Origin of the sequence: Kitasatospora sp. NPDC127121 (assembly GCF_042677305.1) — a bacterium.
Taxonomy (GTDB): Bacteria; Actinomycetota; Actinomycetes; order Streptomycetales; family Streptomycetaceae; genus Kitasatospora.
In genome coordinates this window covers 1-16,138 of the sequence record NZ_JBHXTQ010000014.1, presented here as the reverse complement: position 1 = coordinate 16,138, position 16,138 = coordinate 1, and the positions used below count along the sequence as shown (strand labels likewise).

The window sequence follows — 16,138 nt, the reverse complement described above, 5'->3', positions numbered from 1 at the left end:
GACCTCCCGGGTGCGCGCTGAGCGCCTGGACCAGGCGGCGCCCGGTCGGGCCTGCGCGCTCCCGGGCCGGCGGCGCATCCCGGCCCTGATCTCCTCCTCGGCGAACGCCGCGAGCGCGTCGGGCCTGGCCGTGGGCCGGGTCCGCCGTTCGCGCCGTTCGCGCCGTTCGCGCCGTTCGCAGCGTTTGCGGAGTGGCCGCGGGCGGGGGTGACGTCCTCCCCTCCGGTACCGGCCAGGCCCGGGAACCGAAGCGGACAAAGTAGGATGACTCAACTCCCGCGCTACGCGCGAAGAGTTCCATAAATGCACCATTTGTTCGATTTATCTCCGCTTCACACGCACGGAGCCACCCTCATGGACAACCCGTCGAACGCCGACACCGGCGGCGCGATAGAAACCCGCGGCATCGAACCCGTCCCCGACCACGAGCGCGGGGGCAGAGTCCGCGAGCTCTTCCCGACCTGGGTCGCCGCGAACATCAGCGTCCTGCTGCTCACCATGGGCGCCGCCCTGGTGGTGTTCAACCAGTTGAACTTCTGGCAGGTCCTGATCGTCGCGGCGTGCGCCGCGCTCGTCTCGTTCGGCCTGGTCGGCGTGCTGTCGGTCTCCGGCAAGTGGGGCGGGGCGCCGGGCGCGACCCTCTCGCGGGCCACCTTCGGGGTGCGCGGCAACCTCTTCCCCGGCGCGGTGCTCTGGATCGCCCGGTTCGGCTGGGAGACGATCAACGCCGTCACCGGCGCCTACGCCGTGCTGACCGTCCTCGACCTGCTCTTCGGCGTCAAGGCCAACACCGCGCTGATCGTCGTCACGCTCTTCGCCTTCGTCGCCTGCACCTTCCTGGTCTCCGGCATGGGCCGCAAGGCGCTGAACGTCTGCAACACCTGGTCGACGTACCTCTTCGGTGTCTTCAGCGTGCTGGTGCTGGGCTACCTGGTCGCCACCATGCACTGGAGCGAGGTCTTCGCCAAGCCCGCGGGCACCACCGCGATGATGATCGCCGGCATCGGGACCATCGCCGCCGGCGGCATCAGCTGGGTCCCCACCGGCCCGGACTTCGCCCGCTACCTCCCGCACTCCGCCTCCGGCAGGAAGATCGTCGGCGTGACGGTCTCCGGCGCCGGCCTGGTGATGGTGCCCATGGTGCTCATGGGCGCCGTGATGGCGGTGGCCTCACCCGGCCTCGCCCAGGCCGCCGACCCGGTCTCCTTCCTCGGCGACCTGCTGCCGACCTGGCTGGCCGTGCCCTACCTGCTGACCGCGATCGTGGGCATGCTGCTGATCAACAGCCTCTCCATGTACTCGGCCGGCTTCACCGCACAGACCATGGGCGTCAAGCTGCCGCGCGCCACGGCCGTCAGCATCAACGCCGTGATCTCGCTGGTCGGCGGCCTGCTGCTGATGCTGGTCGCCAAGAGCTTCCTGGGCTCCTTCATCACCTTCCTGATCCTGCTCGCCGTCTCCTTCTCGGCCTGGATCGGCGTCTACGCGGTGGACATGTTCCGGCGCCGCTCACGCGCGGTGCGCTACGACGCCGCCGGGCTCATGGACACCAGCAGGAACAGCCGCTACTGGTACACCGGCGGCTTCTGCTGGCAGGCCATGGTGTCCTGGGTGCTCGCCCTGCTGCTGGGGCTCGCCTTCACCAAGTGCGACTGGTTCGCCGGCCCGCTCTCCGACACCCCCGTCGGCAGGTACGGGCTCGCCTGGGCAGCGACCATCGTGATCTCCGCCGCGATCATGGCCGCACTCCCCACCCCCCGGGAGAACACCCCCGCCACCACCGGACAGCCCGCCGACCGCCAGGCGGAGCAGCCCGAACCGGCCACTGCCTGATCCCGAGGCACGGCCCACCACCCAACCCGACACACCTCGACCGCCCGGTCGCCGCCTCACCCGAGCCGGCGACCGGGCGGTCCCGTTCTGCCACCACACCCAGGAAGCCGGCCGACAGCCGGCCAGGCCCTGCCGACGGCGACCAGCATCCGTTCGGGGGCCTTGGCGGCTTCGCCACCGTGCAGCAGGCGATCACCACGGCGACGGAATCCGGACACCCCCGCTCCGGCCGGGCCGCCGACGTCGCCTCCGGCGCCTTGACCGCACTCCCCGACGTGACCCGAACGCCCGCCCGGGGGTCTGTTTCGCTCCCGCTACGCCGCGACGACCGGTCCCTGGTCCCCGGATCAGTCCATGCCCTGCCGGCCCTACGCCTTCGCCGTCGCCCGGGGTGTGAGGCCGGTGTCAACCAAGTCGCAGCGCGACGCGACGACGTCAGGGGCGGCGGATTGCAACTCGTCGCATTTCAAGGTGGCGTCGACGTACTCACGGTCCCCACTCGGGAAGCCCACCGTGAGCAAGGCGACGCGGAACGTGTAGCGGGGTCCGGCGCTGGCAGGGTCCGGGATGCAGGCCCCGCCGAAGAACACTCCCTCGATCGTGACCTCCTCGCTGTAGTAGCCCGTAGGGCAGGTGTAGCCGTAAGCCGGGTCGGCGGCACGGGCCGGGGCCTGAACGGCGGTCACCGTCCCGGTGGCAAGGAGGAGCGCTGCGGCTCCCATGCCGATCGGGTTCATGGCTTCACCTCTCTGCATGGTCACTCCGAGTACTTGAGACGCTACCCTGGATTCGCACGCCTGTCCGCCCGGGGCTTCCAGGTCCGGGGGCTACCGGTCCAGGTCCGGTCCCAGCGCCCCGCGCCTTGAGCTGGGGTGTCGCGACCCAGGGACGGGTGGGCGGGGTCACCCGCCCGGAGCCGCTCGTGCCGCGTCAGACGATCGTCGGGCTCTACCAGGCGAGCAGGATGTAGCCGGGACCACCGTTGTGACCGCCGGTGACGACCGCGCCCGACGACCGTCCGGCCGCCGGGCAAGCCGGTTCACCAGCGCAGGCGCCGCGCCACTGCGGCCGAGTTCGAGTCCGTCTGCCGAATGCAGTGACTCCGGCGGTCGGAGTAGGTCATGCTGAGACCGGGCCGCCCCGCACCTCCCTCGTCGAACTGGCCGTTCACCAAGGAGAGTTGCATGGCGGCCCACTGTGCGGGCAGGGAGTGGAAGCGGCATGGGTACGCGCCCCCGGCGCACCCCCCTCATCGTGATCGGCTGCACCACTTCACGCAATGACGTCCACGCACCGGGGGCGGGCCATCGACACGCTCATCCACCAAGGGAGCACAGCATGCGCATCAGGAAGACTCTCGCCGCCCTGGCCGTCGTCACTTCGACGATGGTCGGCGTGGGCGTCGCGACCGTCGGCACCGCGTCCGCCTCCGACAGCGGTTCCGACAGCGCCACCAGCAACAACGGCGCATGGTACCAGGTGTACGCGAACGGCCCGACCGTCGGGTGGCACGTCAACGCGGGCCGCACCGACGAGCGGTTCTACCTGACCGCCGGGGACACCTGCGGCCACACCTACAGCTGGAACTGGAACGACGTGGCCGACGCCGGGACGAACAACGCGTGGTGGCAGTTCGCGTGCAACCTGTCATGGGCGAACCTGTACCCGACCAACAACGGCAGCCAGTCCGGCCGGACCGTCTCGCGATGATCCACGTCGCAGACACCGTCATCCCGCTGCCCGGCGGCACGACGGGCGGCTGAGCGCCGCGCGCCGGCTGGTACTTCCTCACCGCCGGCCGGCCTCGCCCCTGCACCGATACCTGTACCAATACCTGCACCGATCCCCGCTGCGGTCGTTGTGGGACGCACTCCGGAGGTGACGGCACCGGGTGTCTCCCGGGGCCGTCACCGACCGGGCGCGGCGCCCGCCGAACGGCCCGGCGGTGCGGTCCGACCGGCCTGGACGACGAAGGAGCCGGCCAGGCACCGGCAGAAGCGCGGTGCCCGGCCGGCTCCCGGCCGGCTGTGTCCCAGGAGACGGGGCTACGGCGTCGGGCTCAGCTTCTTCCACGGCCGGCCGCCGTTGGCCTCCGCCGTGCCGGGGGTGGCGGTGGTGTACCACTGGGCGTACCAGTAGTAGCCCTGGTACTTCACGAACGCGGCCGTCGAGGCGGCCGGGTCGCCGGTGAGGACGTGGGTCTCCCGGACGGTGGCTCCGCCGGCGACCTCGATGTCGCTGCCGTTCGCGGAGCGGAGCTTGAACAGGCCGTTGTGCTTCGGCCCGCCGGGCGCCCCCTCACTGCCGTTGTCGGCGATCGGGACGAGCCGCCACTTCTGCTCGTTGCGTCCGTTGCACGCGAGCGAGGCGATGTCCTGCCGGGAGGCGGTGGCGGTCAGGCACCTGCCGCCGCCGGAGACGGTGTACAGGCCGCCGCCCGCGTCCTGGATCCGCCAGTACTGGTTGGGGTTCTGGTCGTTCAGCTCCACGAGGTGCGCGCGGGACTGGTCGGGGTTGTTGTCGATCATCATGGGCTTCCCGGTCTGGCTGTCGCCGTACTCGAACATCCAGCCCTTGTCGCCCTTGTCGTACATCCGCCACAGCCGGCCGCCGTCGGGCCGGTAGACCTGGCCCTGCTTCCAGTCCGGGGCCTGGCAGGAGCTGCCGGCCGCGGGGGCGGGCGGGGCCACCGTCCGCACGTCGCGGCGCTGGTCCCCGGTCGAGCCGTACTCCCGTCCGCCGATCTTGAACGTCACGTTGGACGGCCCGGTGACCGGCAGGTAGTACTTCAGGTCGATGTCCCGGGACTTGCCCGGCGCCAGGTCCTCGCAGTAGCCGAGGGTGAGGGTGAGCCGGTGGAAGTCCCCCTTGAGGCCGCCCGTGTTGGGGCCGGTGTGGCCGGGCACGAGGCCCTTCATCTCCTTGTAGTCGTTGTCCTTGACGATCGGCGGCATCGAGGTGGGCAGGTCGAGGGCGATCTCGGTGCCCTGGGCGAGGGTGACGCCGGAGTTGTTGGTGATCCGCAGCTTCGGCTGGACGGGGTAGAAGTCGTTCTCCCCGGTGGGGAAGTCCACCAGTTCGGCCTTCACGTCGATCACCTCGGCCGGCTGCGGCCGGCCGCCCGCCTTGGTGCTGCCGGCGGCGCTGGCGCCCTTGAAGGCGTTGTCGAGGCGGGTGGTCAGGTCGTAGCCCATGCCCCATTCCCCGCCCTGGCGCTGGGCGTAGTCGCCGGCGAGCTCCCAGATCATCGCGCCGCCGATGCCCTTGTCGACGATGTAGCGGGCCTTGGCGTCGATCGACTTCTCGTTCTCGGTGGAGAGGAACACCTTCTTGGCGTCGTTCCACAGCCAGGGCGACTGGAGCGCGTCCGAGTACTTCGGCGCGTAGGTGCCCGTCAGCTGCCCGGTCGGCAGGCCGGTGTCGACGCCGTAGGACCTCAGGTAGCCGGGGGTGCGGCCGTCCTGGAGGTTCTTGGTGTGCCACAGCGGGTTCGACCCGGCGCCGACCTCCCGGTCGTTCTCCAGGTCGTGCCAGAGGTTGTCGATGCCGACCGCGCCCCGCCCGCAGGACTGCGCGTTGGCGGGCCCGCGGCCGCCGGTGCCCAGCGGGCACTGCGCCTGGTCCGCCATCGCGGCCGTGCCCCAGAGCCCGTCGGTGCCGCCCTGGACGTCGCGCCAGCCGCGGGAGTAGTACGGGACGCCGAGGTTGATCCGGCCCGCCGGCAGGGCACCGCGGTAGTAGTGGTAGGCCCAGTCGGTGTTGAAGTAGCCCTCCTTCTGGAAGTCCTTCGTGTTGGGCGCCTGGTCGTTGTAGATCCCGGCGTCGGCCAGTTCGTTGTCCTTCCCGTCGTCGTAGAGCGGGGCCTGCGGGCCGACGAACTTGTTCCAGGAGCCGTGCAGGTCGTAGGTCATGACGTTGACGTAGTCCTGGTACTGCAGCGCCTGCCCGGCGTCCAGCCCGCGCACGAGGTAGCCGGAGGAGGAGCCGGCCGAGGTCAGCAGGTAGTAGCGGCCCTTGTCCGCGCCCGACCGGTCCAGCTTGGTCCGCAGCGTCTTCATCAGCGCGTTGTAGCCCTGCTGGAGGCCCTTGCGGCGCGGGTTGGAGACGTCCCAGTCCAGCGGGTTGCCGGTGTTGGGCAGCGCCGTCGGGTACTCGTAGTCGATGTCGACGCCGTTGAACCCGTACTGGTCCAGGAAGGCGCTGACGGAGTCGGCGAACGCGTCGATGCCCGGCTGGTTCACCGAGCCGTCGGCGTTGGTGGTCATCGCGTAGAAGTTCCGGGTGCCCGCCCAGCCGCCGACCGAGATCAGCGTCTTCACCGCCGGGTGCTGCTTCTTGTACGTGTTCAGCAGGTTGAAGTGCCCCTTGTACGGGAGGGACGGATCCATGGCGTTCTTCTCGCCCGGCCAGCTCAGGCCGGTCGCCGGATTGGCCGGGTCGTTCGGGTCGCCGATGCTGATCCGGTTGTCCTTGACGTCGGCGAACGCGTAGTTGACGTGCGTCACCTTCGACCAGGGGATGTTCGACGCCAGGTACTTCGGGTCGCCGTTCACGCCCGCGCGCCACCCGGTGAAGTAGCCCACCACGCGCCGGGTCCGGTCGTTGCCGACCCACTCCCGGCCCGCGCCGTCGTACACGTCGCAGTACCGCGCCGCCACGCCCGGGGTGGGCGTCATGCCCTCGGGACGGCAGTCCCCCGAGGCGGCCGGCTTGGTGCCGCGCCCGTCCGGGGAGGCGTCGAACGGGTCGCCCGCGTCACCGCCGTCGGGCTGGCCCACCGGGCGGGCGGACAGCTGCCACTTCTGGGCGTCGGACCGGTTGCAGTCGTAGATCTGCAGCGGCCGGCCGGTGTCCGAGCCGGGGACGTCCAGGCACTTGCCCGAGTTCGGGTTCCGCAGCTCCTGGCGCGCCGAGTAGATCCACTTCTGGGCGGCGGAGCCGTTGCACGCGTACAGCTGGACGGCCGTCCCGTTGTCGGCGCGCCCGGCGTCGACGTCCAGGCACTTGGCCAGGGCCTGCAGCGTGCCGTCGGCCGCGACCGTCCACGCCTGGCCGTCGGAGCCGGCGCAGTCCGCGAGCCGGATCGGGGTCCGGTCGTCCCGGCTGCCGCCGCGCGGCTCGACGCACTTGCCGCCCAACCCGCGGATCGTGCCCACCTGCGTGCCCGTCCCGCTCTCCCGGAACTTCCACCGCTGGGCCTGGTTGTTCGCGTCACAGGCCGCCACCGCGAGCGCGGCGCCCGCGGCTCCGGCGGTCAGACAGCCGCCGTCGGCACCGCTGACCAGGGTGTACCAGCCGGTGCCGGTGCCCTTCGGCTGCCACACCTGGTTGGCGTTGCCCTCCTGGGCCTGGATGAGGTGGGTGGTGTGCGGCCCGGGATCGTGGTCGACGACCATGTCCGGCTTCGCCGACGCGGCGATGCGCCAGTTCCCGCCGCCGAGCGAGCGCATCACCCACCGCTGGGCGCCGGAGCCGTTGGGCTCGTACGCCTGGACACTCGTACCGGCGGCGGTGCTGCTGCCGCTGAGGTCCACGGCCATGCCGGTGGCCGAACGCAGCTCCACCTGCTGGCCCTCACGCGGATCCGTGCCGGAGGCCGGGTCGCGGGGGGTGATGATTACGTCGCCGGGGTACTCGATGTTCCAGTACTGGGTCTCCTGGACACCCTTGGCGCAGAAGTCGTTGCTGACCCAGTTGAGGTCCCTGGAGCGGTTCCCCGGGTCCTGCGTGAGACACCTGCTGTTCTCGCCGATGGACAGCGCGACCCGGCCGTCGGCCGCCTTCGACACGTACCAGCCGGTCTCCTTGGGGCCGATGTTGGTCCAGTTGTTGTAGCGGTCCAGGTAGCGCCCGTCGTGCTGCACCGACTGCAACGAGATCTGCGAACCCACGTTGTGGAGCAGCCACCGCTGGCTGGCCTTCCCGCTGTCCGGGCGGGTGACGAGGTAGTCGTCGAACTTGTCGGTCTCGGTGTCCAGCACCTCCCCCGTCCGGGCGTTGCGCAGTCGGACGATGCCCTCACGCACCGCAGAGGCGTCCGGAGTGACCTTCATACCGTCGTTCGAACCGGCACAGTTGAAGATGTACCGATCGGAGCCGGACGCCGCCTTGCCGAACTCGGTCAGGCAGCGCGACAGTGCCTGCTGCCCGAACGCGTTGGGATGGATGGCCTCCTGGACGTCGCCCTGCTTCGCCGTCGCCCACTTCTCCCAGCCCGGAAGGTAGGGGACCCAGCGCACCCACTCGGCCTTGTCCATCGGCAGTGGGGCGCCGTTGCTGTTCGCGCTCGTCGCCTGCTGCGCGGTGTTGGCGCACAGCTCGTGTCCGGCGAAGGCGTTCTGCACGTCCAGGAAGCGTGCCCCGGCCGTCCCGGCCGCCTGGCGCAGCATCTCGCCGATCCGGGGCACGACGGAGGTGTGGGCCCAGTCCGCGTCGACCTTGAGGAACGGGCACCCGCCCGTCACATAGCGGCTCTGGTCGACCGCCCCGCCTTCCGAGGTCTGGCCCTCGCCGTAACGCAGTGCGTCCTTGCCGGGAAGCACGTTCGGGTAGGACTGGAGCACCAGCTCGTAGTTCGACTGTCGGGCCCGGAGCATCGTGGCTCGGACCGCAGTCAGCGTCTTGACGATCTCGGCCCGTACGGTGTTGAGCTTGCCCGCGAACTCGCCCTCCTTGGCCCGGGAGCAGGGCTGTTTCAGGGTGGCGTCGGCGACGAAGTAGGCCAGCCCGCAGTTCGCGACGATGCCGCTGAAGTCCAGGTCGTTGCCGCCAATGGACACCACGACCAGGCGGATGTCGTAAACGGCGGCAAGGTCGGCCAGTTGATCGACCTGTGGCTTCTGCCCCTTGAACCCGTCGGAGAGGATGTTCTTGGTCGTCGCCCCGGAGCAGGCGAGGTTGAAGCGTCGCTCCGGCGGCACGTCCGCGTACTCCGTCCCCTTGATCGGCGCCACGTCCGAGCGATCGCACCGGTTGCCGTTGAAGTCGTAGGACGTCGCGTCGTACACGCAGTCCTGCCCCGTCTGGCACCGCGACCGCCGGTCGGTCCCCCAGACGTCCCCCTCCTCCTTCGTGTTCGCGTTGCCCGCCCAGCGCCCGCCCTCGCCAGAGATGTAGCTGTCCCCCAGCGAGACGATCGCCTTGGGTTTGGACGGAGCGCAGTCCGCCGCAGACGTGGACCCGGCGGTGTCGGCACCGGCCTCGGAGGCCGGAGCCGACCTGGGTACGACCGGCGCCTGGGCGGGAGCGGGCGCGGGGACCGGAGGACCTGGTCGGTTGCAGACCTGACCCCGACCGCTCGGGTCGACGGCGAAGGAAACGGGGTAGTGGTCGGAGCTCTCCATATACGTGAGGCGGCGTGCCGCGTACTGATGGCCGGCTTGAAGCCCGTGGGCAACCATGTAGTCGTATTCCGACTCAGGGTTCGGTACCTTGTACGTCGGGAGTCCGGAGTCGATGATCTGAGTCCCGGGCCCGCCCAGCCCCAGCGGAAGTGTGTCGGGCTCCCGGTTGAAATCGCCCATCACTGTCCACGAGGCCGCCGGACCTGGGTACTTGTTCGCAACGGCCTGAACCAGGCCAGGGGCATCCGGGCCTCCTGGGGAGTCCGCGTGAATGTTGTAGAACCAAGCGTCATCGCGGCGGATACCGAACGCGGGGCGGGGATTGGCAACACCCCCCACCGCCGGAAGAACACCGACTGCGACTGCCTCCCGATCGCTGACCGTCACCAGCGCCCGGCCATTTCGAGGGGTTTCCAGGTAGTAGACGTAGTAGACACGGCCGTTCTGTGGGTGGGTCCACTGGTACGTGACGACGCGGAACGCGCCGTCTGCGTCGTCGTTCCACCCGGGCGTATCGGTGTCGAACCCCGGACGCACGAACTTCATGTCCGTCTGCACCATGCCGGGCGGCACGGTGTCGGGATGCTCCTGCAACGCGACCACGTGATACCGGTCCAGGAGGTGGGGCAGGTCGTCGGGGTTCGACCATTTCGCCGTGCCCCCGCGCATGTTCCAGGTCGCCACCGTGACATCTGTGATCGCGGCGGAGGCGGGAGGTGCGAACGTCGGGAGTGTCTGCGCGAGCACGGCGATCAGAGCGAGCACCAGGACGACAGCTACGCGCGCCGGGAAAGATCGCGTCATCGGCGACCTTTTTCCCAACTGTGAACGTATATGACGGTCAAGCATTCCGTTCCTCATATCTCACGGCGCCTCATCAGGAGACACCGGGTGTCGAGTGACGCTCGATCGAAGCAGTGGGCGGTATACGTCACGTCAACGCGGGGAGGAGCTCCGAGTAGGGCGCCCGCTCCCCACAGCAGCGGCCGGGCCGGCAGGTCGCTCCTGCAGGCCCGGCCCCCGGCATCTCTAGTAGGACTTGGTCAGGTTTGTATGGATTTGGGTACGTCGCGGTGGCAGATGGGGCATTGACGGCGGGCGCCCCCTGCGTGACCGCGAGGGCCTGCAACAGGCCCACGGTCAGGGTGAGGACGAGTGCCGCGGCGACTCGACGCCAGATGGTCGGTCGACATCGTGGAATCCCGCTCGGGGGGTGACTGCCTCGCATTGACGTGTGCTCCACGTCTTTCCTTCCGTTGACGGCACAGGGAAGTCGCGACTTTACGAAGCAGGAATTGATACTTGATCAACGCTTGCGTTGACGCCGAAGGCCGTGTGCGAGCCCGGAGGGCCCGTGGCGTCGGCGCGGGCCTGGACACGCCCTCCGCCGCCTGGGACGCCGGGGTCGACGGTGCGTTGATGCGCTGTCTACGCAGTCCTGCGAGCGTTCGGGCGCCTCGCCGCTGCAGACGGGTGGGGGGCGCTGTCCGGGTCGAACCACTCCCCCATCGAGCGGATCCCGGTGGTGCCGCTGTCCGGGGCGGCGTCCGTCGCTCGTCCGTCGCTCGTCAGCGCGGGCGGCGAACCGCGGCCTGGTGACGTCCGGGTCCTGTCGTCAGTTACCGGGCAGCTGGGGCGGCCCGGATCTCAGCCCGTCCAGGGTGAGGTCGAGGAGGCGTTCGGCCTGCTCGCGCTGCTCGGGTTTGGCCGAGGTGAGGGCGATTCCGGCGAGGGCGGCGAACATGTCGGTCGGACGGATGTCGGAGCGGATCGTTCCGGCGGCGGCACCGGCCTCCATCAGGGAGTTGAGGGCGCCCTGAATCATCTCGTGGCTGTCGGCGTAGGGGTTGCTGCCCGAGGCGACGACGGCTCGCAGGGCGTCGGCCATGCCGTATTTGGCGGTGGCGTAGTCGATGAAGCGGCGAGTCCACACCCGCAGGGCCTCGGCGGGCGGCATCGTCGCCAGGAGTCCGGCGGCGGCCTCGCACAGCCGGGCCACCTCGTTGCGGTACGCCGCCTCGATCAGCGCCTCTCGGGTCGGGAAGTTGCGGTAGAGCGTGCCCGTTCCCACGCCCGCTTCCCTGGCGATGCGCTCGAAGTGCGCGTCGAGCCCCTCCTCGCTGAACACGCGCACCGCGGCGGCCAGGATCTTGTCCCGGTTGCGCTGCGCGTCGGCCCTCAGTGGGCGCCCTGCCTCTCGGGTCATCGGCGACTCGTTCCCTTCTCCGTTGCTAAGTGGAGGCTCCGCCACTTAGTCTGGGCGAAGTGGCGGAGCCTCCACTTTCACTCTAGGGCATGGTCCGACCTGCCCGGACGCCCCCTCCGCTCCGCACCCCACACTCCACACACCGCAATCCGCACTCTGGAAGGACAGGCGAGCATGCCGGGAATCGAAGGCAAGGTCGTGGCGATCACAGGCGCCAGCAGCGGCATCGGCGAGGCGACCTCGCTTCTGCTGGCCGAGCGAGGCGCGAAGGTCGTCCTCGGGGCACGCCGTCCGGAGCGTCTCGCGGCCCTGGCCGCCCGCATCGAACAGGCCGGTGGCGAGGCCGCCTGGATCCGCACGGACGTGACGCGGCGCGAGGACCTCCCCAACCTCGTCAAGCTGGCATGCGACCGATACGGCAAGCTCGACGTCCTCGTCAGCAACGCCGGGATCGGCCTGATCTCCCCCCTCGACGACCTGCGCGTCGAGGACTGGGAGCAGATGATCGACGTCAACCTCAAAGGTGTCCTGTACGGAATCGCGGCGGCCCTCCCCCTCTTCCGGGAGCAGGGATTCGGACACTTCGTCAACACCGTGTCCACCGCCGGACTGCGCATCGTCCCGCTCCAGTCCGTGTACGCCGCCACCAAGAACGCCGTGCGCACCGTCTCCGAAGGCCTGCGCCAGGAGGCCGGCCCCAACCTGCGCGTGACCGTCGTCTCACCCGGCGCCGTCCGCACCGACTTCGCGGAGCACATGGACCCGGCAGCGAAGGCCCAGATCGACAAGCTGATGGAGATCGCCCTCCCGCCGACCGCAGTGGCCCGCGCCATCGCCTTCGCCATCGAGCAACCGGACGGTGTCGACGTCGGCGACATCGTCGTTCGCCCCACCGCCCAGGGATAGGCCCCCCGCGACGGGGTGAGGTGAGCGGGTGCCCCGCTCCCGGCGAGTACTGGAGAAGCGCCCCGGAGGAGCAGCGGGTTGCCGGGGCGCCACGGTCGGCCCGGACCGCGGTCGGCCGTCGGCCCGACTGCGGGAGACGTCGCTACCCGAGCCGGGGCAGCTGGCCCGGCCGAAGGATGGAGCATGGAATTTCGTCAGTTGCGGTACTTCGTCGCGGTGGCGAAGGAGTTGCACTTCGGTCGCGCGGCCGAGCGGTTGATGATCGTGCAGTCGGCCGTCAGCCAGCAGATCGGCCGGCTGGAAGGTGAGCTGGGCGTCGAGCTGTTCGACCGCGCGGGGCGCCGCGTGCGGCTGAGTGCTGCGGGGGCGGCGTTCCTGCCCGGCGCCCGTGAGGTGTTGGCGGCCGGACAGCGGGCCCTGGACCTGGTCGGCGGCTTCGTCGCCGCGCGGGAGACCGTGCTGCGCGTCGGGACGAGCCGGGGAATGGGCGTGCGGTTGGAACGGGTGCTGGAGGTGCTGGAGGCGCTGGAGCGAAACGCGCCCGGCACCTGGGCGGAGTTGGCCTCGGCGGCGCCGGAGGAGCGACTGCGGCGGGTCGCCGACCGGGAGTGGGACGCGGCCTTCGTGCGCGGGGAGGTGGCGGCGCAGCAAGGCGTGCGGCTGATCCCGGTGTGGCGGGAGGAACTCGTGGTCGCCCTGCCGGCCCGCCGGAACAACCCGCCGCTGGTCGACCTGGTCACGGCCGCCTGCCGGGACGCCGGGTTCGATCCCGTCGGCCGCCGCCGACCCCGACCCCGACCAGGCCGCACAGGAACGCCGGCGCCTGGCCGCCGAGTTGGCCCGACCGGACACGACCGGCTTCGGCGTCCATTTCGCGGACGTGGTGTTCGGCCGAGTCCACTCCGACGGGCACGGCACCGCCTGGCGAGCCATCGCCGACTGACCGCCCCCGCCCCGTGTCCTTCGCCTGGCACGCACGCAACGGCCGCCTGCCCGACATCCCCGAGGACGGCAGCTCCACCCACCTCCCGAACCTCGGCCGAGCCGTTGGTGCCGCTGGGGACGGGGTGCTTACGGACGGAGGTGTCGCCCCGGGGCGGTGGGCGCGGGTGGCTCGGCCGGGGGTCAGCCGCTGATGAGGGGAAGCGGTGCAGTACCCGCTGGACGTGGACCACGCCGCGGGAGAAGAACTCGGCGACGGTGGTGGCCACGACGTCGCCGGCCTGTGCGAGGTCGTTGGCGATGCGGTTGACCTGGGCACCGGTCAGGTCGTCGGGCACCTGGCCGAGGCCCGCGAGGTCCAGCGCCACGTCGATGTTCCGCTCTCTACGCGGTGTGCTCGCGAATGATTTCGCCGATCTGCTGGGGAAGTCCGGGGGAGAACAGTGTGTGCCCCATGCCGGGAATCGGCTGGAATCGGGAGTGAGGGATTTCATCGGCGAGGGCACGGCCATGCGGTAGCGGGCGCAGGGGATCTTCCGTGCCGTGCATGACCAGTGTCGGGGCCTTGATCGAGGACAGCGGAGCAAGGCGGTCTTCGGTCATGTGGCGTCCAGCCAGATCGTGGTTGAGGGCCGCACTGTGGTTGCCGGTCCGGTCGAAGGAGGCTTCCACGAAGCGGCGAGCGGCAGGCTCGTCGAAGGGAAGGATGTCGCCGTTGAGCACTCGCCACGTCTCCAGGTTCGCCGTGACGTACTCGGCGCGAGTCCCCTGCGGGAGTGCGGCGCGTTGTGCGAAGTGCGTCAGGAGGCGCGCCGTGGGTGGTGGCAGGTCGCTGGGGTCGGGCGCCTGGCCGGCCATGGCGCGCGCCCAGGCCGGGCCCGCACTGTGGCCCATCGGGCCGGTCATCATCGCGGTCAGAGTCAGTACGCGTTCAGGGCGGTGAACGGCCAGCCATTGGCCGATCGCTCCGCCCAGGGACGCCCCGACGATGTGCGCGGCGGCTACTCCGTGGCCGTCGAGCACGGCCGTCGCATCGGCGGCCATGTCCGCCAGCGTGTAGGGGTGGGTTGCGAAGTCCAGGCAGGTGGAGCGGCCGGTGTCCCGGTGGTCGTAGCGGATGACCTGGCGACCGCTGGCGGCCAGCACATCCACCAGCTCGTCCGGCCATCCGATGCCGGGGGCGGCGGTCCCCATCACCAGGAGGACCGCCGGATCGTTCGAGTTGCCGACCCGTTCGGTCCACAGGCGCAATTCGCCGGATTCGGCAATTAATTCAGCGCTAGCAGTCATGGCGCCAACATAGCGAACGAGTTGCCAATTTTCCATATCCCCAATGAATATGACTTTCCATCGAACTATGGTAGAATACTGAATAGTTCGCGGGCTTCAGGAATTGGTCGACCGGGTAGGCCATTCGAGGCTCTCGACCTCCGCCAGCCGCATGACACCGCTCGTCCACGCCCGCGAAGGACCGCGCCCGGGCGACGACGAGAGAACAGCGACCTGAGCAAGCTGGTCCGCATCTACGCCGAGGCGATCCGCCGGCTGACCGTCGACCTGTGATCGCCAGCGGCGAGAACTACCGAAACCCCTGTCAGCGGCCCACGGTTGACTGACACCATGAATGACACCACCGACCACCTGCACCGCATCGACGCCCTGCTGACCCGCCCGGCCCCGGACATCGCCTGCCTGCCGGCCGACGGCGACCTCACCACCGCCCACCGCCGCCTCGTTGAGGCGCTGCGCCCGCGTTGGGGGTCGTCGCGCAACCTCGCGACCGGCGGTTTCGTCGACCCGACGCTCGACGGCGACAGCGGGCTGCCGCTGGTAGCCCCGTTCGCCGGGCGCCTGGTCGAGCTGTGCGGGTGGGCGGTGGGCGAGCGCTGGATCGGCTGCGGGATCGTCCGGGACAACGACGGCGGCGCGCCGCACCTGGTCGCGGTGACGGCCCGCCGGGCCGACCCGGCGACGGCCTGCCTGCTCGCCGAGGACGGGGAGGAAGAGGTCGACGTACCGGGTGACCGCTGGGTTCGGCGGCTCGCCGCCGCGACGGGCCGGCCGCAGTCGCGGCAGTGGCCCGTCGACTGGTCGTCGGCCGAGGCCAGGCTCGGTACCGCCCTGCCCCCCGACTACCGGCACCTGGCGGAGCACTTCGGCCCTGGCACGTTCGCAGGTTTCCTCGACCTCTCCCTGCCCGGCCCCCCGCCCGGCCGCGACGACCCGTTCCCGCAGTTCCTGTGCCTCGTCGAGCACGCCCTCCACCTTGCCGAACTCGCCGCCGCCGACCCCGGTATCGCCGACCTCTACCGGCCTCACCAGCTCCACCCGGCCCCGGGCGGGCTCCTGCAGTGGGCCGGCTCCGTCCAGGCCGACCAGTTCTACTGGCTGACGGAGGACGCAGACCCGAACCGGTGGCCGGTCATCGCCCGCAACGAGGACGGCGAGAGCTGGGCGCGGTTCGACGGTTCCACCGCCGAGTTCGTCCACCGGCTCCTCACCGACCACCGGCACCCCTTCTCAGTCGCTGAGCTCATCGACCGCCCCGACTTCGAGCCGTACGAGCCCCACGAACCCGACACCTCCTTCTTGGTGGTTGAGGCCCGCTCTGGTGTCACTGGGCCATAACCCGGTTATGGGTGACCGCACCGACGACGCTCACGACGACGCCCGCGTCCAGGCCCGCACCGAGGACGTTCCCGAGCAGTCGGACGAGAACCAGCTCCCCTCCTGTAGACCGCAGTCCATCGGACTGGTCGCTGGGGAGTTGGCGCTGCGGTCCCGCGAGTCGCGGGGGGGGGGGCGGGGGGGGGGGCCGCCGCCGCGGAGAACCGCCCAGGGGAAGGGGGCACGGAGGAGCTGCACAAGAACAAAGAGACCCCCCCCGCGAGGGAAGAGATAATAAGCT

General features: G+C 70.3%; 9 protein-coding genes and 1 pseudogene. 6 read left to right on the top strand and 4 right to left on the bottom strand.

Annotated elements, in window-relative coordinates; translation table 11 throughout:
• Positions 1-354: 354 nt before the first annotated feature.
• Positions 355-1,833, top strand: coding sequence for a cytosine permease (locus ACFVHI_RS10335; RefSeq protein ID WP_063351870.1), 1,479 nt, complete (start codon positions 355-357; stop codon positions 1,831-1,833).
• 368 nt (positions 1,834-2,201) lie between these two features.
• Here ACFVHI_RS10335 and ACFVHI_RS10330 read toward each other — a convergent pair whose 3' ends face one another.
• Positions 2,202-2,570 (bottom strand): hypothetical protein, encoded by a 369-nt coding sequence (locus ACFVHI_RS10330; protein WP_380337618.1) that lies wholly within the window; start codon positions 2,568-2,570, stop codon positions 2,202-2,204.
• Positions 2,571-3,171: 601 nt separating this feature from the next.
• On the opposite strand from ACFVHI_RS10330, the gene ACFVHI_RS10325 reads away from it, so the two are divergent.
• Complete coding sequence (locus ACFVHI_RS10325) at positions 3,172-3,543, top strand: hypothetical protein (protein ID WP_363367939.1); 372 nt, start codon at positions 3,172-3,174, stop codon at positions 3,541-3,543.
• Between the two features lie 335 nt (positions 3,544-3,878).
• On the opposite strand, the gene ACFVHI_RS10320 is transcribed toward ACFVHI_RS10325, so the two are convergent.
• Complete coding sequence (locus tag ACFVHI_RS10320) at positions 3,879-8,840, bottom strand: glycosyl hydrolase family 18 protein (protein WP_380337615.1); 4,962 nt, start codon at positions 8,838-8,840, stop codon at positions 3,879-3,881.
• 1,951 nt (positions 8,841-10,791) lie between these two features.
• A complete protein-coding gene (locus tag ACFVHI_RS10315; protein WP_380337612.1) occupies positions 10,792-11,382 on the bottom strand; it encodes a TetR/AcrR family transcriptional regulator in 591 nt (196 codons plus the stop codon).
• 174 nt (positions 11,383-11,556) lie between these two features.
• Between ACFVHI_RS10315 and ACFVHI_RS10310 the strand changes: the two genes are divergently transcribed.
• The 3 genes and pseudogenes from ACFVHI_RS10310 to ACFVHI_RS10300 all read left to right on the top strand — a co-directional run bounded on the left by ACFVHI_RS10310 (position 11,557) and on the right by ACFVHI_RS10300 (position 13,637).
• Positions 11,557-12,288, top strand: a complete 732-nt coding sequence (locus tag ACFVHI_RS10310) for an SDR family oxidoreductase (RefSeq protein ID WP_380337609.1) — start codon at positions 11,557-11,559, stop codon at positions 12,286-12,288.
• A 183-nt stretch (positions 12,289-12,471) separates the two neighbouring features.
• A pseudogene (locus tag ACFVHI_RS10305) lies at positions 12,472-12,936 on the top strand (LysR family transcriptional regulator); the annotation flags it as partial.
• Between the two features lie 500 nt (positions 12,937-13,436).
• Complete coding sequence (locus ACFVHI_RS10300; RefSeq protein ID WP_380337842.1) at positions 13,437-13,637, top strand: hypothetical protein; 201 nt, start codon at positions 13,437-13,439, stop codon at positions 13,635-13,637.
• Here ACFVHI_RS10300 and ACFVHI_RS10295 read toward each other — a convergent pair.
• Positions 13,615-14,520, bottom strand: coding sequence for an alpha/beta fold hydrolase (locus tag ACFVHI_RS10295; RefSeq protein ID WP_380337606.1), 906 nt, complete (start codon positions 14,518-14,520; stop codon positions 13,615-13,617). The genes ACFVHI_RS10300 and ACFVHI_RS10295 overlap by 23 nt on opposite strands.
• A 330-nt stretch (positions 14,521-14,850) precedes the next feature.
• On the opposite strand from ACFVHI_RS10295, the gene ACFVHI_RS10290 reads away from it, so the two are divergent.
• A complete protein-coding gene (locus ACFVHI_RS10290) occupies positions 14,851-15,858 on the top strand; it encodes a hypothetical protein (protein WP_380337603.1) in 1,008 nt (335 codons plus the stop codon).
• The last annotated feature ends 280 nt before the right edge of the window (positions 15,859-16,138 follow it).